We start from the raw sequence: 21,735 nt of genomic DNA, 5'->3' as shown, positions 1-21,735 counted from the left end.
TAAAGTGATTGTTGGCGCGTCAAAATATAAGATATTGCAATAAAGGTGTCTGGGAAACAGTTTTGCTGCAAGAATTTGGTTTGATAATGGTTGAAATTTATGGTGTGAAGAGTGAATAATGTCCCCCCCCTCGACTTAACCAGCCAATACGCCCTGATTGGCGACGAAATAGCTGCTGCGGTACAAAAAGTGCTTGCCTCTGGTGGCTACATCGGCGGCCCGGCTGTGAAGACTTTTGAACAAGAGTTCGCCAACTACACCGGAGTTTCCGACTGCGTGGGCTGTAACTCCGGCACCGATGCCCTAATTTTGGCTTTGCGCGCCCTCAAAATTGGCCCTGGCGATGAAGTCATCACCACTCCTTTTACCTTTTTTGCCTCGGCTGAGACAATTAGCGCCGTCGGTGCAACTCCAGTGTTTGTCGATATTGACTCTGGGACATTTAATATGGATGTCGATCGCCTAGAAGCAGCCATTACCCAAAAAACCAAGGCAATTATGCCCGTGCATATCTTCGGGCAACCCACAGACATGACACGGCTCATGGAAATTGCCAACAGACACAATCTAGCAGTCATTGAAGATTGCGCCCAATCAGTCGGTGCCCAATGGCAATCTCAAAAAGTCGGCAGCATCGGCCATGTAGGCTGCTTCAGTTTTTATCCGACCAAAAACTTAGGAGCTTGCGGCGACGGCGGAGCAGTCACCACAAACGATCCAGCCCTGGCAGCATCCATGCGGATGCTCAAAGAACACGGCCAGTCCTCCAGATACTTTTACGAAGAAATCGGCTACAACAGCCGTTTAGATGCCATACAAGCAGTGATTCTCAGCATTAAATTGCGATATCTCGACACCTGGAATGCTCAGCGGCGCGAGAAAGCCGAATTCTACAGCGAAATTCTCTGCCACATCCCCGGAGTAGCCGTACCACAAGAATTGCCCAAAGCAAAAGGAGTTTGGAATCAATACACTATCCGGCTCACCAGTCCAGAAAACCCGCACTCCCCTATTTCTCCCTCTAGAAATTTTCGCGACTGGATGCGGACTCAGTTACAGGAAAACGGCATCGGTTCCATGGTTTACTATCCGTTACCTTTGCACCTGCAACCTGTGTACAAATCTTTAGGTTATCAGCCTGGTCAGTTGCCCGTGGCGGAGCAAGTTTGTGGCGAAGTCTTGTCTTTGCCCATGTTCCCAGAACTGTCGAGGGATCAACAAGAGCGCGCGATTTATGGACTCAAAGATTGCTTAGCTCAATCAGCGAGGTTTTTTGACTAAGCACTTGTACTTTTATGTACTATAGTTAATGAAAAGAAACAAATTTAGAAGAAGGAAGAAGGAAGAAGGAAGAGGGAAGAAAGTTTTAACTACCCATGCCCAATGCCCGATACCCAATGCCCAATACCCTATTAATTGTCAATTTCGGAAACTAAGAGGAAAATAAACGAGTGCGTCAGTATCAATCTACTCAAGCTAGACGCTACGATCCACAAGCGATCGCTCAGTATTACCGCAACCGTCCTTGGAAAGCAATTTGGCGAGCCATCACCGTTATTTGGTCCTTTGCAGGCTTCGTCATGGGGATGCTGTGGGACAGTTGGCAGCACGAAGTCGCCGCACACCAGCCGGAACGAGCGGCACACCTGCGACAAATACTGACTCGCTTGGGTCCCACTTTCATTAAAGTCGGTCAAGCGCTCTCGACCAGACCAGACTTGATCCGCAAAGACTTTCTCCAAGAACTGATCAAACTCCAGGATCAGTTACCGCCCTTTGACTCTGCCCTGGCTTTTGAGATTATTGAAGCAGAACTCGATCGCAAAATTAGCGACACTTACAGCCAAATCTCCCCAGAACCAGTCGCAGCAGCCAGTCTCGGCCAAGTCTATCGGGCTCGTCTCATCACCGGAGAAGCAGTCGCCGTCAAAGTTCAGCGACCAAACTTGCTCCCCATCTTGAGTCTTGACCTCTACTTAATGCGCCAGGCCGCCGGATTATTAGGCCCATTATTGCCACTAAATCTCGGTCACGACCTCAGTTTAATTGTCGATGAATTCGGCATTAAATTGTTCGAGGAAATCGACTACATCAATGAAGGCCGCAACGCCGAGAAATTTGCGACAAATTTTGCCGATGACCCGACAGTAAAAGTACCGAGCATCTACTGGCGCTATACTTCAAAATCCGTTCTCACTCTTGAGTGGATTGACGGCATCAAGCTGACCGATATGGCAAGCGTTAAAGCCGCAGGTTTGGATACCAATAGCTTAATTGAAGTCGGAGTCCGCAGCGGTTTACGACAGTTGCTAGAACACGGATTTTTTCACGCAGACCCCCATCCAGGAAATCTATTTGCTCTAGCGGACGGCCGCATGGCATATATCGATTTTGGGATGATGGATCAGATGGAAGAAACAACTAAAGAAACTTTGGTTGATTCCGTCGTTCATTTAATCAACAAAGATTATTTAGAGTTAGCCAAAGATTTTGTAAAACTCGGCTTTTTGACTCCAGATACAAATATTATGCCGATCGTCCCGGCCCTAGAATCTGTACTGGGTGATATCATCGGCGAAAAGGTAGGAGATTTTAACTTCAAAACGATTACAGACCAGTTTTCGGAATTGATGTACGATTATCCTTTCCGAGTGCCGGCCAAGTTTGCCTTAATTATTCGCTCTCTGGTAACGGAAGAAGGTTTGGCCTTGACGCTAAATCCAGATTTCAAGATAGTTGAGGTTGCCTATCCTTACGTGGCGCGACGTTTGTTGAACGGGGAATCTCCGGCACTGCGGCGGCGCTTGATTGAGGTATTATTCAAGGATGGCAAATTCCAGTGGAATAGATTAGAGGAGATGATCGCGATCGCTAGGTCCGATCGGAGTTTCGATCTACTGCCGACTGCACAACTAGGTTTACAATTCTTGCTATCCGAGGAAGGCTCGTTTTTGCGACGCCAGCTAATGCTAGCTTTGATTGAGGACGATCGCATCCACACAGCAGAAGTTGGCAGCCTGTGGAACCTAGTCAAGGAAGACCTGCAACCAAGCCGCCTATTCAACGTTGCTCTGGGCGCATTAGCAGAACTTTCCACAGAAGGAGCCGCCGCCCTCACTCGATTTTAGTCAGTTGTCAGTTGTCAGTTGTCAGTTGACAGTTGTCAGTTGTCAGTTGACAGGAAAGCAGTTGTCACTCAACGCCGTCAACAGTTAACAATTAACAGTCAACAGTTAACAGTCAACAGTCAACAATTCCCAATTCCCAATTCCCAATTCCCATTACCCCAAAAGAATTATTCGTGTATTATTTCCCCGAACCTCCCTATTTTTTTATGACTGCTGGACTCCTAGCAGGAATAGCCTCTGGCTTAGCCTTTGAAGGAACCCTCAAAGAAGCCGTAAAGCTGTGGTCAAAAAATCGTGCTACTCGCACTTTAGCAAACCTGCAAGGATTGCAATTATTCATACCTTTCCTGGGAATGGCCGGAGGAATTTGCGTATTTTTAGCTTCTGGTGTAGAGATTTTTGGACTTCCCAAATTGTTCGCTTACGCTTTATCTTTCCCACTAACCGTACTCACCGGCTGGCTAATTTGGAGACAGCTAGGTAAGCTATTGTTGGAGTTAGAACGGGGAGGCTCCCAAGCCCTTGACTTAGATTCCTATGAAGGATGATAGTTAACAATTACCCCCCTTTTTTTAGATAAAAAAGGGGGTTAATTGTTCTCTAATCTTTGAGCCTAATTAATTTAGATGATTTTTGAACCGCAGAGGACGCAGAGAACGCAGAGTTAGAGGCAGAAGAGACTCGCAATTTATTCAATAATTTTTGTAAAAGCTTTAAAATCTAAAATAGAATGAGTATTTTTATTGTTACTGGTGCCGCGGGATTTATTGGTTCTAACTTAGTAGAAACTCTTTTAAATAGAGGAGAGACAGTAATAGGTGTTGATGAGTTCAACGATTATTACGATCCTTCGCTAAAACGTAAGAATATTGCACGATTTGAAAACTATCCTGGTTTTGAATTAGTGGAAGGAGATATTTTGTCTCTAAATTGGTCATCGCTTTTGTCCGATGCTAAGGTGATTTTTCATCAAGCCGCCCAGGCGGGAGTTCGTGCTAGCTGGGGCGAGGGTTTTCGCAGCTATACCGATCGCAATATTAACAGCACCCAAGTATTGTTAGAAGCTGCTAAAAATGCACCAAGACTGCAAAAGTTTGTCTACGCTTCTTCTTCCTCAATTTACGGAAATGCTGAATCTTTCCCCACGAGTGAAAATGCTTGTCCCCAGCCCGTTTCTCCCTACGGAATTACGAAGTTAGCTGGTGAACGTTTGTGCGGGCTTTACTATCAGAATTTTGGTGTTCCCACAACTTCGCTGCGTTATTTTACTGTTTATGGGCCTCGACAGCGCCCTGATATGGCTTTTCACAAGTTTTTTAAGTCGATTTTGTTCAACCAGCCGATTTCTATTTTTGGCGATGGATTACAAACGCGGGATTTTACTTTTATCAGCGATTGCGTTGCTGCTAATTTAGCGGCGGCTGAGGTTGCAGAAGCTGCGGGGGAAGTTTTTAATATTGGTGGGGGAAGTCGCGTAGTTTTGAAAGAAGTTATTGATACAATAGAGCAGATTGTCGATCGACCCCTTCGGATCGAATTTACCGAAACGGCGCGGGGTGACGCGCGACACACTAGCGCTGATGTATCTAAAGCTAAGAAAATATTGGGTTATCAGCCACAAGTTAGTTTAGAAGCAGGTTTAAGGCGCGAATGGGAGTGGATTCAGTCTTTGTACGGTTAAATCCTATAACACTTACCCAAAAAACCCGGTTTCTTGGAAAAATCGTCGCTATATCCGAGAGATATTGATGCAGAAACCGGGTTTTTGACCGGTTTATCAAGTAGGGACACGGCATTGCTGTGTCCTCTATATCATTCCGATACAACTGGATTTGATATGATTTAACCGCGAAGGCGCTCATGACGCGAAGGAAGAGAAGAGAGAGATTAATAATTACGATGAAGATAGGATTTGATATTATACTATTTATCCCAGAAATTCCGCAACTTAAATTGAACATTATTAACTTTTTGAATTCCCCAACTTTTGAGGTTTCTGTGGAAGCGAACTAGCAAATTTGGAGGGGTGAGTTTTGGCTGGGTTTCCGGCGACTTCAAATAACGGTAGTGCAGAAATATATCTCGGTAGGGAATCTCCACATCTTCGCCAGCACACAATCTATTAATTCTGGCCGCCGAAATACTCATGTAGTGCAAATAAGTCAGCCGCCGTCCTTTATCGTATAGAACATTATCTATCACATCAAATTGGGAAGACCAATGATTCCCCGTCACCTGTTCTGGTTGAGCATAGGCAAAGTTGTAAAAAGAGATTTGGCTGCGGGCGACTAAATAGTTAAGTAAAGATTGGTCAGCCCCCCGCAAAGACATAATTTCTGCTTCTCCTGATGTTAAATATTCTAAATATTGAGAGCAATTATTCGGATTTAAAATGCCTGATTTTGAAGCAAACCAACCCGCACAAAAAGTATGAGATTGCAGTTGGTCAATATTTAAAATTTGTGGCAATTTGGGAGACGATAAATCAAATATATAATTGAGGTCTGATTTGTATTGAAAATCGTTAGCTACCCAATCAAAGTCATCAAGTTTTTGATATATGTAATCCAGATTTCCCATTAACAGAGTGTCTGCGTCAAAATAGATAAATTTGTCAAAAGGGCCGTCAAAACAACATAATTTTCGGTGCATTTCCAAACATTGAACTGGTTTCCAACCTTTAGATTTCCAAACTTTTTGAGCTTTTCCATGAGTTTGCCAAACTTGAGTGGCAAAGTCTTCCCAAAACATGATTGAATCGGTATTTTCAAACAAGGTGACATGAGGACGAGTTGCAATTTCTACGCGCACTTTTTGCCGTCTCTCATCATAGGGAATGATGCAAACTGGAATATCTTTTGCCCCATTCACTTCCAGACTGTTTAATAAGGCGACTAAGTGGTCGAAAACCACATCATTTGCTAGTATATAAATACCATTGGTCATAATTTGAAAATACATTATATCAGGTTCTGTTGATTGGCTGGTAACGCTGATCCGGAGGATCTACCTCCAATTTCACTCCGCAATAAGCGAGGCAGAGCCTCTGGATATCGGTTCCCAGGCAGAGCCTGGGAACCAGTTATGGGGAAAATTAACTATCTCGTAAACCCGCCCCCTCCCATGCTACAAACAATATTATCCATGCAAATATCGAAATATTCTTTGCACTAAATTTGGTTTTTCCTCATTCAGATAACGATAATGTTTCCACAGTTTCCAGTAAGGACTACCAGATTTAATCGGTATTCCGGCCCAATGAATATATTTTAACCTTTTACCTTTGTCATAAAGCACATAATCTATTTCCTGAAAATGCTTGGAACCAGCCCAGCTTCCCGGTTCTGATTCGGTCGATTTCACCAGGTTACAGCGTTTGGGAATTAGTTTAAGAATCAGGTAATTTAGTATAGGTTGGTCAGTGACATTTTGAGTGAAGTCGAAATATTCTCGATGCTGCGAACATTCGCGCAATATTTCGTACATTTGCGATTCTGAAATAGTTCCTTTCCGCGAAGCCCAAAAGCCGCTGTTGAAGACATCTTGAAGTTCGGAATCTGTGAAAATATTTTGTGCTTTGACAATGGGTGAAAATACATTCCGCAGTTTTTCGCTGAGGTGGTGGTAGTCGCAGCAAAAAAAGTCTACTTCCGATAGTTTGTTGAGGTTGGCTGCGATGTCTTCAAAGACGATGATATCGGTATCGATGTACAGAAATTCGTCGAGAGGGCCAAACCAGGCGACCAGTTTTCGCATTTTGTTAGGGAGGGCTAAAAAGTTGCGATCGAATATTTGCCCAATTTCTCTGGTAAACTGTTCGACAAACTCCAGATTTGGGAACAATTGGACTCCGTGGAGATGGCTGAGTGTGGCGGCGACTTGCTGATAATTCTCATCGAAGGGAATCAAAAAAACTGGTACTTGACGATTGTACAAACCTATGCTGTTCATAAGTGCGATCGCACTTTCCATCACCCGGTCGTTCGCCACAATATAAATACCACGATTCATAGATTTATCCTCAACCTTCTCCATACCCTTGTTAACAAATTCGACCTAGAAACCTCAGTATAAGACTTCGGCGCTTCCCGAAAAACTGGACTCTGGGACGGTTCCCGGAGATAGCGATAATGCAGAAACAAATCGCGATAGGGAAAATCAATATTTTCCCCCGCACAAACTCTCCGAATTAAATCCGGCGGCACACCAATATAATGAATGTAAGTCAGTCGGTTTCCCTTATCATACAAAATTTTATCTTGCTCTTCAAAATGTTGAGAACTGACACAACACCCAGTTTTCCGCTCCTCCGGTAAACTATAAGCAAAATTATAACTACTCATGCCAGTTTTCATCACCATATAATTGAGCAAAGGCTGTTCTCCCGCACCTTCATAGAGAATTTCCCCCTCCCCAGATTGCAGTTGAGATACCAGCCATGCTCTAGTATTTTGCTCAAAAAATCCTTGCTTACTGCCATAAAATCCAGAACAAAATATTTCCGATTCTATCCGCTTTTGCTCAAATACTTTAACCAGTTTGGGTGAGTTAATGTTGTAGACTTTAGTAGGGTCGCTAAATTGAAAATCATAAACTACAAAATCCGATTTATCTAACTGCCGAAAAACTGCATCAAGGGAATTCATCAGCAAAGTATCAGCATCCATATAGACAAACTTTGCAAACGGACCGTCGAAAGCACAAAAGCGTCGATGTGCACCGTAAAGCCGAAACTTTTTGCGGTTCAAACGCTCTGGCGCAGCAGCTTCCATAAATTTGTCCCATCGCTCAATAGAAGCGCTATCTTCATAAATAAAAACATTAGGACGGTTGACAATTTCCCCTTTAATTTGCTCTATTTGGTCATCGAAAGGATAAATACAAACGGGAATACTTGAACCTAAAATAACTTCAATACTGTTGAGCAAAGCAACAAGTTGGTCGTAAACTGTATCATTAGCTAGCGTGCAAATTCCATTCATAAACACCTCCTCTCGATCGCAAAATAGTCTCAGAAATCTCTCTGCGTCCTCTGCGCCCTCTGCGGTTAAAAAATCCCAATCCAACCAGAAACAAGCACGTATCGACCAAAAAATAGTCTCAGAAATCTCTCTGCGTCCTCTGCGCCCTCTGCGGTTAAAAAATCCCCCTCCAACCAGAAACGATCGCGTATCGATCAGAAAATAGTATCAGAAATCTCTCTGCGTCCTCTGCGCCCTCTGCGGGTGAAGAACAGGCATCCTGCCTGTTCCACAATTATGGGAGAATTCTCATGGTTTGAGCTACGCTTGTTGCTCTGGCATTTCCAGCAACTCAGGAATCGTCACAAACCGATATCCCTGCTTTTTCAAACCAGCAATCATATCAGGTAAGGCTTTAATAGTACGAGATCGATCGCCCCCGCCGTCGTGCATCAACACAATCGCACCCGGTTTCGCACCCTTGAGCACATTCTCCACAAAAGCTTCTGGTTGAGCCCGCGGATCGGTATCTGCGGAAGTTACAGACCACATTACCACAGAATAATTGTGCTCTTTGGCATACTTGGCCAAGCCGTTATTCAAAACTCCCCCAGGTGGGCGAAAGTAAGTTGTCTTAACTCCCGTTGTTTCGTAAATCAGTTTGGCGGTGCGATCGATTTCGTCAGCAGCCGTCGCCGCATCCATTGGATCGTAGGGATGATGCCATGTATGATTGCCGATCGCATGACCTTCGGCCACAACTCTCCGAGCAATTTCCGGCGAACTTTCCAGAGATTTACCTATCCAAAAAAATGTGGCTTTCACATCATTTTGCTGAAAAATATCTAGCATTTGTGCCGTCGTTTCCGGCCATGGCCCGTCATCAACGGTTAAGGCAATAACTTTATCTGACTTGTTGACTTGTCCCTCAAAAATAGTGGTTCCTTGAAATTTTTCTGGCGGTACAAATGTCAGCAGTTTTTCTTTCGATTCTAATACAGTGAGAAGTTGTTGAATCTGGCGATCGAGATTAAACCCTGTTTGATTGTCTCCTACCTCATGAAATAAAGGATTGGAGGTTAAAGATTGGTTAAGATTTTGCACCTGAGCCACAGCAGTGCCCGGATGGTCATTCGGCTGGAACTCCGGCAGTAGGGCACCCAGGACCAAGCTAATGGCTGCTCCTGTCAGTAAGATCGCCACAAAACGCCATTTTTTTCTTAGTATTTGAAATAAATGATTTCCGCTCACTTCAGATTCCTTTCACTCCACAATGCCCAATATGATAAAGGGAATTGTAGCGAAAAAATCTAAAGCCGATCTATATAGATCTCAGAACCCTGACTTCTTTGACACTCCCCGGCGTGAACGCACGGGGATTCTTGGATCAATCAGTCAACTTGCCCGGTAACAAGTCCCAGTGCTAACAGCAATATCCTGTGTCTACTGCCGGCTCGATCGCACCAAGCCTGCAAGTTCCGACACCGATCGCAAAATATCCCAAACATCCTATCTAGGTTAAGTTCGATCGGCTCACAAGCCATCTGCTTTTCCAGAAGGGGCCACCCACAGGCGGCGAGAATTCAGAGAAATGGGAGTGTAGTACAGCTTCAGCATTGAATTTACCTCCCGTGACACTACCACTTTAGCTCCCACATCTCTTGATTTATCAGAGGTTCAGCCCCAAAACAGCCCCTCGGCTTTCCCGCCAAGCAGCAGATCGAAAAAAAAATTGTATTACCCCCTTGACAGTTTTGTAATACATAATGTAGTATAAATGTATGGCGAAGGGGAAAGAGCCTCAAAGCTTTATCTCAAGAGCAATATGAACCTTGACAACCAAATAGATAATTAATCATGTCACAGACTTTTGGACCTTGGCGGTGTAGACTCCGGCAACAATAACTCCCTTGAGTTGTAGTACGCGGAATCAACCGCCACCCCGTCCAAACAGAAATTCCCAACAAAAATCTGTGGGGTTGTAGCTCAATTGGGAGAGCGTCGCTCTGTCACAGCGAAGGTAGCGGGATCGAAACCCGTCAGCCCCGTCGATAGTCCCGTAGGCAAATTGGTTGAAGCCGTCACCCTCTCTGGCGTGAAGATTGCGAGTTCAAACCTCGTCGGGACTCCCAGGTTAGATGGCCGAGTGGTTTAAGGCATCGCTCTGCAAAAGCGATTTTCGTGAGTTCAAATCTCACTCTAACCTTTGTTCCTATTTATTAATAGGAACAACCTCAAATCTGAAATTTCAAATCAGATAAAATTGCAGCGTAGCTTAACGGTAAAGCCCCAAGTTCATACCTTGGTTAATGCGGGTTCAAATCCCGCCACTGCCACCAAATGCAGGGATGATGTAACTGGCAACATCTCAGTCTCCAAAACTGATTTTCTGAGTTCAAATCTCAGTCCCTGTGCCAATTTATAGTGCTGTAGGCAAACGGTATAAGCCGCTTGATTTTCAACCAAGTGATTGCGGGTTCAAATCCCGTCAGCACTTTGCGTGGGTCGTTGGCAGAATGGTTTTGCAGCCGCCTTTTAAGCGGATGGATCGAGGTTCAATTCCTCGGCGACCTACCAAACTTTCTATCTTGGGTCGGCCCTCCTATTGGTGTGGGTAGCTGTCTGTAAAATAGTAGCTTAAAGCGTTGCTGGTTCGATTCCAGCCCGACCCATTTGTAACTGTATTATGACTTACACAAAAAACCAGGTTTCTGAGAAAAATCTTGCATCTCTACGAGAGATATTGAGATAGAAACCGGGTTTTTGACCCCCGTGGGTGACTCTTGTGTATTTAATATATAGTTGCAATCTTGAGAATGTGTTGTGACAGGACAACAACTCAGTTAGCGCGACTGAAGATTTGAGGGTTCAAATCCCTCCGTTCTCGCTATGGAGAAGTGGCCGAGCGGCTTATGGCGCTTTCCTGCTAAGAAAGAGCGGTTTAACACCCGTCGTGGGTTCAAATCCCACCTTCTCCGTTTCCCCCGATAACTCAGTTGGTAGAGTGCTTGTTTGAAGAACAAGAGGTCGTCAGTTCGATACTGACTTGGGGGATTGCGTTGCCTCATAGCTCAATGGTAGAGCAAGCGGCTGTTAACCGCTAGGTTGTAGGTTCGAGTCCTACTGAGGCAGCCATTTTACACAAGGTTAAAAAGTTGGTAAAGCATAGTGCAGAACTCATTAGCAGCTCAATTATACTCCTGTAGCCCAATTGGCAGAGGCCACAATTTCAAAAATTGTGTTGTGTGAGTTCAAATCTCACCAGGAGTACCAAAAATTGCTCTTGTAGCCCAACTGGAAAGAGGCGCCGGTCTTAAAAATCGGATGATGCTGGTTCAAATCCAGCCAGGAGCATCAACGGGATGTAATTCAGCGGCCAGAAGCCATGCTTTGGGAGCATGGAGTCGTTGGTTCAAATCCAACCATCCCGACTTTACCCCTGTGATGCAATTAGTAGACATCTCTTGTTGAGTGCAAGAGTTTTGTTGGTGCAAATCCAACTAGGGGTATTGGGTATCAAAACCCAAAAGTGCGATGGATTTTGCTCCTGTAGCCCAATTGGTAGAGGCGCTAGACTTAGGATCTAGTTAGTGCTGGTTCGATGCCAGTCAGGAGTATTTGGTGACATCGCGGGTGAAGTAGCCTGGGTAGGCTTGGAGGTCTCATAAGCCTCTTTCTAGTAGGTTCAACTCCTATCCCCGCCACCAAAAATGCAGGTGTGATGTAACTGGCAACATGAGGCTCTTGTAAAGCTTTCTTGCAGGTTCAACTCCTGTCACCTGCTTGGGTAAATACGATCGCTCTTTAGGCAGAAGTGCGATCGCCACCTTCCCAAATTTGCAGTTGTCTTTCTGCTGCAACAAAACAGTTAACATACGGCGTGGGATAAACAAAATAATCGTAAGCTAGCGCCATTTGTCGCGCGGCTTCGCGATAAGGAACTCTGCCGATTCCAGTTCCTAAACCCGGACAAACGACACTCTTAGAGCGCCGCGCTATGCGCTACCGCGCACGCTTCGCTAACGGACGCGGATGTTGTGGGTTCGAGTCCTACCTCTCTCGTTGTTTTTGCTTTGATTTAAGGAGGTTGATTCCATTGCATGATTAGTTTTTTATAGTAACAGCGATCGCCCTTTGCGTATCCCAATCTTGGGAGCCTACATACTTTAGTACGAGAGGAAAGGTAACGCTGTCTTGTGCAGCGGGCGTTTGCGAACGAGGAGTGCGTTGAACCCGGCAGGTTGGCTTGAAAGTAGCCATCCTTTAAAGAGTGTGTAGTAACTCATCGGCCCAGTCCCTCTAGTAACTGAGAAAACGCAATGCTCTGATAACTTGTACGCCAAGTGCGATCGCATAATGTTACCCTTGGAGCCAATTCTCAAGTTCTATTAACAAACAATACGGGAGTGTAACTCAACTGGACAGAGTGTCGAGCTTCTACCTCGAAAGTTGTGGGTTCGAGTCCTACCGCTCCTGCTGAATGGGTTCGTAGCTTAATTGGTAAAGCATCTAACTGGCTGTTAGAAAGATATCGGTTCAAATCCGATCGCAATCCACCAAATTTGGGTCTGTAGCTTAATGGGAAAAGCACCTAGTTCGCAACTAGGAAAATGTCAGTTCGACTCTGACCAGTATCCACCAAAAAAGGGGTCATAGCTCAATTGGTAGAGCGCTTGCTTTGCACGCAAGAGGTTAGGAGTTCAATTCTCCTTGATTCCACTGCGGTGTCTGAAGTCGAAGCGGTCCAGACTCTAGCCCGTGAAGCTAGTTATTAGCGGGTTCAAGTCCCGTCAGACACCCCTCGGAAGATGCCGCTGAATGGCCGGCAACTGGTCTTGAAAACCAGGGTACAGGTGACTGTAAGGGTTCGATTCCTTCATCTTCCTTCCAACCACCAGAAGTCGAAAAGCGAGATTCCGTGCTGATAACGCGGGGATAGGAGGGGCAGTACCTCCCTGGTGGATTGGTTGGTTTATAATAAGTTTAGATTTGCTAGTTATTCAACATAAAAACTATATCAGTCATTAAAAATAGTTTTAAACGAACCGCGAAGACGCAAAGAACGCGAAGATTGGAAAGAGAAGAGAGTTTCACAACTCATTGAAATTCACTAGAGATTATTTAAGGTTAAATTTAGATGAATTTACAACATTATAATTACTATCTGGTGCTTGACCTCGAAGCGACTTGCTGCGATCGCGGAAATCTCAGAAGAGAGGAAATGGAAATCATCGAAATTGGAGCGGTGATGGTGCATCCAGAATCTTTAAGTATTATTGATGAGTTTCAAAGCTTTATTAAACCGATTCGCCATCCCATTCTCACTGAATTCTGCAAGTCGCTAACATCTATTTCTCAAGCACAAGTCGATCGAGCTCCGACTTACCCGGAGGCGATCGCACTTCTGAAAAAATGGCTGTCTGGTTACTCAAATGGCGTGTTTGGTTCCTGGGGCGATTACGATCGCAAACAATTCCAACAAGACAGCAACTTTCACAAAGTACCTTTTCCCATTGCTTATCCTCATGTCAATCTCAAACAATTGTTTTCGGAAAAACAAGGTTTGCAAAAACGACTTGGCATGGCGAAAGCTTTGCAAATTGTGGGTTTACCGCTAGAAGGAACTCATCACCGAGGTATAGATGATGCGAGAAATATTGCTAAATTGTTGCCTTATATTCTGGAGCCAAAACGGATTTCCTGATTTGCTATCAAAGGAGGTGTTTGCCCGATCGCACTTCCGCAAACCTAATGCCCATCACCCTATCAGACTCTCAAGCACAGCTAGATAGGGCAATTCTCTGCGGGGCGATCGCACTAAATTTGAAAAAGTATTGCCAAAATAAACTAGCTATGTTATCTTAACAAAGATGCGGGAGTATAGCTCAGTTGGTTAGAGCAGGTGACTCTTAATCTCAAGGTCGAAGGTTCAAGTCCTTCTACTCCCATCAATTTCTAGGCTTGGCGAGTCAATAGTTTCAGGTTTATTGTCTCATCTTTCGCTTATTCCTGATTTGAGCGTGGCGCTTCCATCGCAAGTTTACCGGAAAATTGGCTATAAAGCCCCGTCTTTGGAGGACGGCTTCATAAAGTTTTGCAAACCTCGATCAAATATTATATCGAATAGATTAGTATAAGGTAGGAGGTAAAATCATGCTAGTTTTTGAGTTTAAAGCCTACGGGAAATCCGATCAGTTCTCTGCGGTAGATGAAGCAATTCGTACAGCGCAATTTGTCCGAAATAGCTGTATTCGGCTGTGGATGGATAATCAAAAGATTGGGCAATACGACTTGCAGAAATACTGTGCCGTACTGGCTCATGAATTCCAGTTTGCATCAGAACTCAACTCAATGGCCAGACAAGCTAGTGCCGAAAGGGCATGGTCTGCCATATCTCGATTTTACGACAACAGTAAAAAGAAAACTCCCAGCAAAAAAGGGTATCCCCAGTTTCAAAAAAATTGTCGTTCTGTCGAGTATAAAACTAGCGGATGGAAACTCGCTGAAGATAGAAAGTCTATAACCTTTAGCGACAAAAAAGGGATTGGGAAACTTAAATTGAAAGGTACTCGCGACCTGCATTTCTACCAAATTAGCCAAATAAAACGGGTGAGATTGGTAAAAAGGGCAGAGGGAGTATACGTTCAGTTTTGTATTGACGCTGAGCGAAAAGAGAATACTGAACCAACAGGAAAGACTGTCGGTTTAGACATGGGATTGAAGGAATTTTACACCGATTCAAATGGGGTGACGCTCGAAAATCCTAAGTTGCTCCGTCAAGGTGAAAAGGTTATTAAACGTTCTCAGCGTCGCTTATTAAGAAAAGTAAAAGGTTCAAAAAATAGAGGCAAGGCTAGGCAGATTTTAGGTAAGCGCCATCTCAAAATAAGTAGGCAACGTAAAGACCATGCTGTGAAGTTAGCACGGTGCGTAGTTCAGTCTAACGACTTGATAGCCTAGGTCGATTTGAGAATTAAAAATATGGTTAAAAATCACTGTCTAGCTAAGTCGATTAACGACGCTTCTTGGTATCAGTTCCGCCTCTGGCTGGAATACTTTGGAAAGGTATTTGAGAGAGTAACTGTTGCGGTAAATCCGCAGTATACCAGCCAAGAATGCTCTAGCTGCGGTGAAATTGTGAAAAAAACGCTATCCACTCGCACCCACATTTGTAAATGTGGCTGTACGCTTGATAGAGACTTCAAAGCAGCTAGAAATATCTTAAGTCGGGGATTGGGTACGGTAGGGCATACCGGAACCTTTGCACTTGATGCAAGCAACGCTTTAGGAGAACCGACCTCTACTCTGATTGGATAAATCTTGTCAAAGCAAGTTGGCTCGTAGATTAAAGAATCCCTGTGCGTTCACGCACCCGGAGTGTCAAATTCTGATTCCATAATATTACTGTTTATAGTTTGAACTTCTCAGTGCCCAATAACCACACCTCAACTCAATCCTTTCAATTTGACTCCATCGACAGCGCTCTCGCAGACCTCAAAGCAGGTCGCGCCCTGGTAGTAGTCGATGACGAAAACCGCGAAAACGAAGGCGACGTCATTTGCGCGGCCCAATTCGCCACGCCAGATAATATCAATTTCATGGCAGTGAACGCACGGGGTTTGATTTGTCTAGCCTTGACGGGCGATCGACTCGATCGCCTGGAACTGCCCCTGATGGTCACCAAAAATACCGACAACAACCAAACCGCATTTACCGTCAGCATTGATGCAGTCCATGGCGTTAGTACCGGCATCTCCGCCGAAGACAGAGCCCGCACCATCCAAGTAGCAATCCACCCCGACACCAAACCTCAAGATTTGCGTCGTCCCGGTCATATTTTCCCCCTGCGGGCGATCGATGGTGGCGTCCTCAAACGCGCTGGCCACACCGAAGCCTCCGTTGACCTCGCCAGACTCGCAGGCCTCTATCCCAGCGGGGTCATCTGCGAAATTCAAAACCCCGACGGTTCCATGGCCAGGTTGCCAGAATTAATCGAGTATTCCAAAACCCATAACCTGAAAATCATCAGCATTGCTGATTTAATTAGCTACCGACTGAAGCACGATCGATTTGTCCGTCGCGAAACCGTCGCCAAATTGCCAACTCAATTCGGCGAATTTATGATTTACGCCTACCGCGACACTCAAGACAGCTCCGAACACGTTGCCGTTGTCAAGGGCGATCCAGCAGAATTTAAAGACAAACCCGTGATGGTGCGGGTGCATTCCGAATGCCTGACCGGCGATGCCTTGGGTTCCCTGCGCTGTGACTGCCGAATGCAACTGCAAGCCGCACTGAAAATGATTGAAAATGCGGGTTCTGGCATCGTAGTTTACTTGCGCCAAGAAGGTAGGGGCATTGGACTGGTGAATAAACTCAAAGCTTACTCGCTACAAGATATCGGGTTTGATACCGTAGAAGCCAACGAGCGCTTGGGTTTTGCTGCCGACTTGCGGAACTACGGCGTGGGAGCACAAATGCTCAATGACTTGGGAGTTCAAAAAATCCGGTTAATTACCAATAACCCACGAAAAATAGCAGGTTTGAAAGGTTATGGCATAGAAGTAGTCGATCGCCTTCCCCTATTAATTGAAGCCACAGATTATAACTCTATCTATCTGGCAACAAAAGCTGAAAAACTAGGTCATATGCTATTGCAAACTTATCTAGTCACAGTGGCAATTCAGTGGGACGAAACCAAGGAAGAAGGTAGAGGGAAGAAGGAAGAAAGCCCTTCGACTACGCCAACGGTACATCGAGGGAAGAAGCAGGAAGGAGAAGAAGCTTTAATTCCAGGACTGCAATCTCGAATTGCCAGGAGGTACGAACACCTGGCAAAACTGCGACATCTGGCGGCAAATCGGGATTTATTGTTGCAAGAAGAAGCGCGCCCCGTGGGGATAGCCCTGTTTGGAGAAGGTTCCTTAATCTTTCACCTCGGCTTCGACCAAGCTGGACTCGCGGCCACCGACTGGTATAAAGAACCAAGTCACCCTTATGTCAAGGCGATCGCCCAAATTCTCAGCGAAATCAGTACCTGGGAAGACTTGCAAACATTAGAATTCATGGTTTCCTCCGGTTCCGATCCGCTCAAAATCCTGCAAGTCCAGCTCGATCGCGAGACATTCCCTTGGTCAGAATTAGTCGGAATTTGCGATCGGCTCAAACCTCAAAAAATTTACAGTTTTGCTCCTCTTGCCTGAAGGCCGAAGGTAGAAGCCAACCCCCCCTAACCCCTAGGGGGAAGGCAGAAGCCAAGAAAAACTGTGAATTTCAGAATAATACTTGTTGATACCAGCATCTTCCTTATTAATACTCATTAAATTATTCACTAGGACTTTTAGTTAATGTTAATTTTTTTAGACATTGATGGTGTACTTATTCCTGACAGAAGACATGAAAAATCGAATTTGCAAACAGATATAATGAAATTTAATTCAGCTTGCCTTAATCACTTTGAAAATGTCCTTCGTTCCTATCCTAATGTGCGAGTAGTAATTTCATCATCCTGGCGTGAAATATTCCCCTTCGAGGTGATACCGCCATTATTTTCACCAGATATCGCTATCCGTATTATCGGATTCACCCCTTTTCTCAACCCCAAAAATATTCATCAACACAAATATTTACGACACCAGGAAGTTCTTGAGTATCTTCGACAAAATCAAGCAGAAAACTCACCTTGGGTAGCAATTGACGATATTCCAGAACACTATCCGCCAGATGCGCCAGTTGTGGCTATTGATGATTACAATGGTTTTGACCAGAACTCAGCAAAGATACTTTCAGAATATCTAACTTGATTTCAAAGCTTAGGAAAAAAGTATCGGAATAGAGAGGGTGAATTTGACATGGACATGAATGTTGGTGACTTTCTCAATCGGCTCGACCTCAGAGGACAGGCCCTTAAAGGTATCAACCTCAGTGGCGCAGAACTCCGAGGAGCAAACCTCAGAGGAACCGACCTCAGAGAAACCAACCTCAGCGAAGCTATTCTCAGATATGCAGACCTGATAGAAGCTGACCTCACCCTTGCCAATCTCAGGGGGGCCGATTTAGCAGAATCATTTCTTAATTTAGCCAACCTCACCAAAGCCGACTTGACTGGTGCGGTGCTTAGAGAAGCTACTCTCGTAGGAGCTGAACTGTTGGGAGCCAACCTCCAACAAGCAAGTTTGATTAAAGCCAATTTAGTTGGAGCGAATCTCCAAGAAGCCAACTTCACCAGAGCCAACCTCAGTGGGGCAGATTTGCGCGGTGCCCAGTTGATCGACACAATTTTAGACAAAGCTGTCTACAACAATCGGACGGTTTTTCCCTACGATATTGACCCCAGTGCCATGGGAGCATTTTTACTAGCTCCCAATGCTTCACTCCCAGGCTTAAATCTGTCTATGGTAGATTTAACTGGAGTTGATTTAAAAGGCTCAGATTTGCGCCGGACAAACCTGTGCCAAGCTATATTATTTGGAGCCAAACTGGAGCGAGCCAACTTAACAGGAGCCAACCTCAGCGGATCAGACTTGAGAGAAGCTAATTTGAATGGCGCGATTTTGGAAAAAGCTGTTTATAGCAACAAAACATTATTTTCAGAAGGTATTGACCCCAGGATTGCCGGCGCTTATTTAATTGCTCCCAATGTATCGCTACAAGGTTTAAATTTGACCGGAGCCGACTTGAACGGATTGGATTTAAGCGGAGCTAATTTGAGTGGAACTAACTTAACTTCAGTCAACCTCAAAAATGTAGACCTCAGCAGATCTAGCCTGAAAAAAGCTTACCTCAAAGGTGCCAACTTGGAGGGAACCGATTTGAGAGGAGCAGATTTAAGCGGCGCAATTTTGCAGGAAGTAAACTTGAGGTCAGCAGACCTCCGAGGTGTAGACTTAACTAGGGCTGACCTCAGCGGTGCTAATTTGAGCGATGCCGATTTGAGGGAGACAGATTTAACCGGGGCGACTTTGTTGTTTGCTAATTTAAGCGGAGCCGACTTGAGAGGTGTAGACTTGACAAAAGCCGATCTCAGTGGCGCTAAGTTGAACGAAGCCGACCTCAGAAAAGCAGATTTAGTGAGGGTAAATTTAGAAGGAGCCGATTTAACTGAGGTAGATTTGAGCGATGCTCATTTATTTCGAGTTAATCTCAAAGGTGCTAATCTAAAAGGGGCAAACCTGAAAGGGGCAAATTTTAAGGTAGTATTTTTAACTGATGCTCATTTGAGCGAAACGGATTTGACTGATATCCATCTGAGTCCGAGTTTCTTTGAACTGCCATGGGAATCAGAAGAGTAATTAGTCATTAGTCAGCAGTCATTAGTCATTAGCTAAGAAGTTAAGGATCAATAACTAATGCTACTTCTTAAAAACTAAATATTAATAACCAATGACTAATGACTAATAACTAATAACTAATAACTAATGACCAATAACTAATGACTACTGACCAATAACTAATGACTACTGACCAATAACTACTGACCAATAACTACTGACTACTGACTAATGACTAATGACTACTGACTAATGACCAATAACTAATGACTAATGACTAATGACTACTGACAAACCTTTAGGATCTGTTATTCAAGGTTCCCTCAGCAAGGGATTAGAAGTGCGACTGCACGCCGACGTTTCGGTAGAAGATATGAGAGTGGGGAAATTTTTAGTAGTGCGCGGGGTCCGATCGCACTTTTTCTGTATGCTTACCGATGTGTCTCTGGGAACATCCAGCGGACGCATTTTATCCAATCCTCCCAACCCCAACGACGATTTTTTGATTGCAGTGCTCGCCGGCAGCAGCACCTACGGTACAATTGAACTAGCTCCCATGTTGATGCTGACTGCGGAACGAGAAAAACAGCAGGCAATTTTCGCTCCCAACTCCAGCACAACTAACGGTAAAAAATCCGCCACCCAAAACTTAGGATCTTTGCAGCCACAAAGCAGCGCTGACATGGAACTATTGCCAGTTAAAACCATTCCCAGCCACTTTTCCCAGGTATTTGATGCCAAAGAAACTGACTTTCGGGCAGTTTTTGGCTGGGAAGATGACCCCTATCGCCGCAATTTTGCGATCGGCAAACCCATTGACATGGACGTTCCTGTATGCTTAGATTTAGATAGATTTGTCGAACGCAGCAACGGAGTTTTTGGCAAGTCTGGAACGGGCAAATCTTTCCTCACCCGCTTGCTATTATCCGGGATTATTCGCAAACAAGCTGCGGTGAATCTCATTTTTGATATGCACTCAGAATACGGCTGGGAAGCAGTTTCGGAAGGTAAACAATTTAGCACGGTCAAAGGTTTACGGCAGTTATTTCCCAGTCAAATTCAGATTTATACCCTCGATCCCGAATCAACAAAACGTCGGGGAGTCCGCGATGCTCAAGAATTATACTTGAGTTTCGATGAAATTGAAGTGGAAGATATCTCCTTGGTGCAGCGGGAGTTAAATCTATCGGAAGCTAGTATTGAAAATGCGATTATTTTAAGAAACGAGTTGGGTACTGGTTGGATTAATAAGTTGCTGGAAATGAGCAATGAAGATATTTCCATGTTTTGCGAAGAGAAGCGGGGAAATAAGTCTTCGATTATGGCTTTGCAGCGGAAGTTGGAGAGATTGAACGATTTAAAATACATTCGCAAACGCTGTCCAAAAAATTATGTGAGTGAGGTTTTGCAGTGTTTGGATGGTGGCAAAAATGTGGTAATTGAGTTTGGTTCGCACTCGGATTTGCTGTCTTATATGTTAGCAGCAAATGTGATTACTCGTCGCATTCACGGATCTTATGTGCGGAAGGCTGAGAAGTTTTTGCAGAGTAAGAATCCGTGCGATCGCCCGCAGCCATTGGTCATTACTATTGAGGAAGCGCACCGTTTTCTCGATCCGGCGATCGTGCGATCGACCATTTTCGGTACGATCGCCCGTGAAATGCGAAAATACTTCGTAACTCTGTTAATTGTAGACCAGCGTCCGTCCGGTATCGACGGCGAAGTCATGTCGCAAGTCGGAACCCGTATCACAGCGTTGTTAAACGACGATAAGGACATTGATGCTATCTTTACGGGTGTTTCGGGAGGTCAAAGTTTGCGATCGGTTTTGTCGAAACTGGACTCGAAGCAGCAAGCATTGGTTTTGGGGCACGCTGTACCGATGCCGGTGGTTGTGCAAACTCGTCCTTATGATGAGCAATTTTATCGGGAAATCGGTGATATTGATTGGCAAGAAATGCCTGATGCAGAGGTATTTGCAGAGGCTGAAGCCGCTAAGATGGATCTGGGGTTTTAGTTGGGATGGGCGATCGCACCTTTGAAATTGTAGGGTGCGTCAGCCCCCAGCGTTTCCCTTGTATAATAAGCGATCGAGCTGACTTCGTTAGTGGTTTAAATGCGTAACAGCTAACTCATTTCGACATCGAAGGAATTCCAGAGCTAGAGGAAACGGGCGATCGGGAAGCGACGTGGCGGTGGATGAGTTAATTTAAGTATTTTCCAACATGATTGAAGTATTTTCCTACGTGAAAACAGTTATTTTCATAAAGATTTAGCATAAGTTAAATAACTCTCAGTAAATATACATAGGGTTTGCTGAATAAGCCGATCGCACTTGACGTGGCCTGGGTTACACGATCGCGCGATCGAGAGTAA

The 21,735-nt window shown here is 44.8% G+C and carries 14 protein-coding genes, 21 tRNA genes and 1 pseudogene; 31 read left to right on the top strand and 5 right to left on the bottom strand.

Annotation, left to right across the window (positions count from 1 at the left end; genetic code table 11):
* The first annotated feature begins 111 nt into the window (after positions 1–111).
* The 4 genes from ACBR23_RS05170 to ACBR23_RS05155 all read left to right on the top strand — a co-directional run bounded on the left by ACBR23_RS05170 (position 112) and on the right by ACBR23_RS05155 (position 4,809).
* Entirely contained in the window at positions 112–1,281 is a 1,170-nt protein-coding gene (locus tag ACBR23_RS05170; protein WP_371119132.1) for a DegT/DnrJ/EryC1/StrS family aminotransferase, read from the top strand.
* A gap of 170 nt (positions 1,282–1,451) precedes the next feature.
* A complete protein-coding gene (locus ACBR23_RS05165) occupies positions 1,452–3,128 on the top strand; it encodes an AarF/ABC1/UbiB kinase family protein (protein ID WP_341735958.1) in 1,677 nt (558 codons plus the stop codon).
* 206 nt (positions 3,129–3,334) lie between these two features.
* Complete coding sequence (locus ACBR23_RS05160; RefSeq protein ID WP_340517878.1) at positions 3,335–3,676, top strand: hypothetical protein; 342 nt, start codon at positions 3,335–3,337, stop codon at positions 3,674–3,676.
* A gap of 182 nt (positions 3,677–3,858) precedes the next feature.
* On the top strand, positions 3,859–4,809 hold the full coding sequence (locus tag ACBR23_RS05155) for an NAD-dependent epimerase/dehydratase family protein (RefSeq protein WP_371119133.1): 951 nt from the start codon (positions 3,859–3,861) through the stop codon (positions 4,807–4,809).
* Positions 4,810–5,051: 242 nt separating this feature from the next.
* Here ACBR23_RS05155 and ACBR23_RS05150 read toward each other — a convergent pair whose 3' ends face one another.
* The 5 genes from ACBR23_RS05150 to ACBR23_RS05130 form a co-directional block, all read right to left on the bottom strand.
* On the bottom strand, positions 5,052–6,074 hold the full coding sequence (locus ACBR23_RS05150) for an Npun_R2821/Npun_R2822 family protein (RefSeq protein WP_371119164.1): 1,023 nt from the start codon (positions 6,072–6,074) through the stop codon (positions 5,052–5,054).
* A gap of 192 nt (positions 6,075–6,266) precedes the next feature.
* Positions 6,267–7,139 (bottom strand): Npun_R2821/Npun_R2822 family protein, encoded by an 873-nt coding sequence (locus tag ACBR23_RS05145; protein WP_371114981.1) that lies wholly within the window; start codon positions 7,137–7,139, stop codon positions 6,267–6,269.
* Positions 7,136–8,110, bottom strand: coding sequence for an Npun_R2821/Npun_R2822 family protein (locus ACBR23_RS05140; RefSeq protein WP_371119134.1), 975 nt, complete (start codon positions 8,108–8,110; stop codon positions 7,136–7,138). Before ACBR23_RS05140 ends, ACBR23_RS05145 begins: the two co-directional genes overlap by 4 nt.
* 300 nt (positions 8,111–8,410) lie before the next feature.
* Positions 8,411–9,340, bottom strand: coding sequence for a polysaccharide deacetylase family protein (locus ACBR23_RS05135; protein WP_371114982.1), 930 nt, complete (start codon positions 9,338–9,340; stop codon positions 8,411–8,413).
* A gap of 140 nt (positions 9,341–9,480) precedes the next feature.
* Positions 9,481–9,633 carry a hypothetical protein gene (locus tag ACBR23_RS05130; RefSeq protein ID WP_371119135.1) on the bottom strand — a complete coding sequence of 51 codons (153 nt, stop codon included), beginning with the start codon at positions 9,631–9,633 and terminating at the stop codon, positions 9,481–9,483.
* A gap of 431 nt (positions 9,634–10,064) precedes the next feature.
* Between ACBR23_RS05130 and ACBR23_RS05125 the strand changes: the two genes are divergently transcribed.
* The 27 genes and pseudogenes from ACBR23_RS05125 to ACBR23_RS04995 all read left to right on the top strand — a co-directional run bounded on the left by ACBR23_RS05125 (position 10,065) and on the right by ACBR23_RS04995 (position 21,376).
* A tRNA-Asp gene (locus tag ACBR23_RS05125) sits at positions 10,065–10,137 on the top strand.
* A 5-nt stretch (positions 10,138–10,142) separates the two neighbouring features.
* Positions 10,143–10,221 (top strand) — tRNA-OTHER (locus ACBR23_RS05120).
* Positions 10,222–10,295, top strand: a tRNA-Cys gene (locus ACBR23_RS05115).
* Positions 10,296–10,353: 58 nt separating this feature from the next.
* Positions 10,354–10,428 (top strand) — tRNA-Met (locus tag ACBR23_RS05110).
* Between the two features lie 3 nt (positions 10,429–10,431).
* A tRNA-Trp gene (locus ACBR23_RS05105) sits at positions 10,432–10,506 on the top strand.
* A gap of 6 nt (positions 10,507–10,512) precedes the next feature.
* Positions 10,513–10,586: transfer RNA gene (locus ACBR23_RS05100), tRNA-Glu, on the top strand.
* A 5-nt stretch (positions 10,587–10,591) separates the two neighbouring features.
* Positions 10,592–10,666 (top strand) — tRNA-Lys (locus tag ACBR23_RS05095).
* A gap of 13 nt (positions 10,667–10,679) precedes the next feature.
* Positions 10,680–10,761: transfer RNA gene (locus tag ACBR23_RS05090), tRNA-Tyr, on the top strand.
* 219 nt (positions 10,762–10,980) lie between these two features.
* Positions 10,981–11,067, top strand: a tRNA-Ser gene (locus tag ACBR23_RS05085).
* Between the two features lie 3 nt (positions 11,068–11,070).
* Positions 11,071–11,143 (top strand) — tRNA-Phe (locus tag ACBR23_RS05080).
* A gap of 6 nt (positions 11,144–11,149) precedes the next feature.
* Positions 11,150–11,224 (top strand) — tRNA-Asn (locus ACBR23_RS05075).
* Positions 11,225–11,285: 61 nt separating this feature from the next.
* Positions 11,286–11,362: transfer RNA gene (locus ACBR23_RS05070), tRNA-Leu, on the top strand.
* Between the two features lie 6 nt (positions 11,363–11,368).
* Positions 11,369–11,443, top strand: a tRNA-Leu gene (locus tag ACBR23_RS05065).
* 4 nt (positions 11,444–11,447) lie between these two features.
* Positions 11,448–11,520, top strand: a tRNA-Pro gene (locus tag ACBR23_RS05060).
* Positions 11,521–11,632: 112 nt separating this feature from the next.
* Positions 11,633–11,706 (top strand) — tRNA-Leu (locus tag ACBR23_RS05055).
* 95 nt (positions 11,707–11,801) lie between these two features.
* Positions 11,802–11,873: transfer RNA gene (locus tag ACBR23_RS05050), tRNA-Thr, on the top strand.
* 618 nt (positions 11,874–12,491) lie between these two features.
* A tRNA-Arg gene (locus tag ACBR23_RS05045) sits at positions 12,492–12,565 on the top strand.
* Between the two features lie 6 nt (positions 12,566–12,571).
* Positions 12,572–12,648, top strand: a tRNA-Ala gene (locus tag ACBR23_RS05040).
* A gap of 5 nt (positions 12,649–12,653) precedes the next feature.
* Positions 12,654–12,730, top strand: a tRNA-Ala gene (locus ACBR23_RS05035).
* A gap of 5 nt (positions 12,731–12,735) precedes the next feature.
* Positions 12,736–12,808 (top strand) — tRNA-Ala (locus ACBR23_RS05030).
* A gap of 418 nt (positions 12,809–13,226) precedes the next feature.
* Entirely contained in the window at positions 13,227–13,793 is a 567-nt protein-coding gene (locus ACBR23_RS05025; protein WP_371119136.1) for an exonuclease domain-containing protein, read from the top strand.
* Positions 13,794–13,963: 170 nt separating this feature from the next.
* Positions 13,964–14,037, top strand: a tRNA-Lys gene (locus tag ACBR23_RS05020).
* A 205-nt stretch (positions 14,038–14,242) separates the two neighbouring features.
* A pseudogene (locus ACBR23_RS05015) lies at positions 14,243–15,406 on the top strand (RNA-guided endonuclease InsQ/TnpB family protein).
* A gap of 110 nt (positions 15,407–15,516) precedes the next feature.
* Positions 15,517–17,292 (top strand): bifunctional 3,4-dihydroxy-2-butanone-4-phosphate synthase/GTP cyclohydrolase II, encoded by a 1,776-nt coding sequence (gene ribBA, locus ACBR23_RS05010; protein ID WP_371119137.1) that lies wholly within the window; start codon positions 15,517–15,519, stop codon positions 17,290–17,292.
* A 144-nt stretch (positions 17,293–17,436) separates the two neighbouring features.
* A complete protein-coding gene (locus tag ACBR23_RS05005; protein ID WP_371119138.1) occupies positions 17,437–17,892 on the top strand; it encodes an HAD domain-containing protein in 456 nt (151 codons plus the stop codon).
* A 48-nt stretch (positions 17,893–17,940) separates the two neighbouring features.
* Positions 17,941–19,380 (top strand): pentapeptide repeat-containing protein, encoded by a 1,440-nt coding sequence (locus ACBR23_RS05000; protein ID WP_371119139.1) that lies wholly within the window; start codon positions 17,941–17,943, stop codon positions 19,378–19,380.
* Between the two features lie 259 nt (positions 19,381–19,639).
* Positions 19,640–21,376: a helicase HerA domain-containing protein gene (locus ACBR23_RS04995; RefSeq protein WP_371119140.1), complete on the top strand. Its 1,737-nt coding sequence runs from the start codon at positions 19,640–19,642 to the stop codon at positions 21,374–21,376.
* Positions 21,377–21,735: the final 359 nt, after the last annotated feature.

It is taken from the genome of Microcoleus sp., from assembly GCF_041354475.1.
Lineage (GTDB): Bacteria > Cyanobacteriota > Cyanobacteriia > Cyanobacteriales > Microcoleaceae > Microcoleus.
Note: the sequence above shows the minus strand (reverse complement) of the source record. Positions and strands in the feature narration are given on the sequence as shown.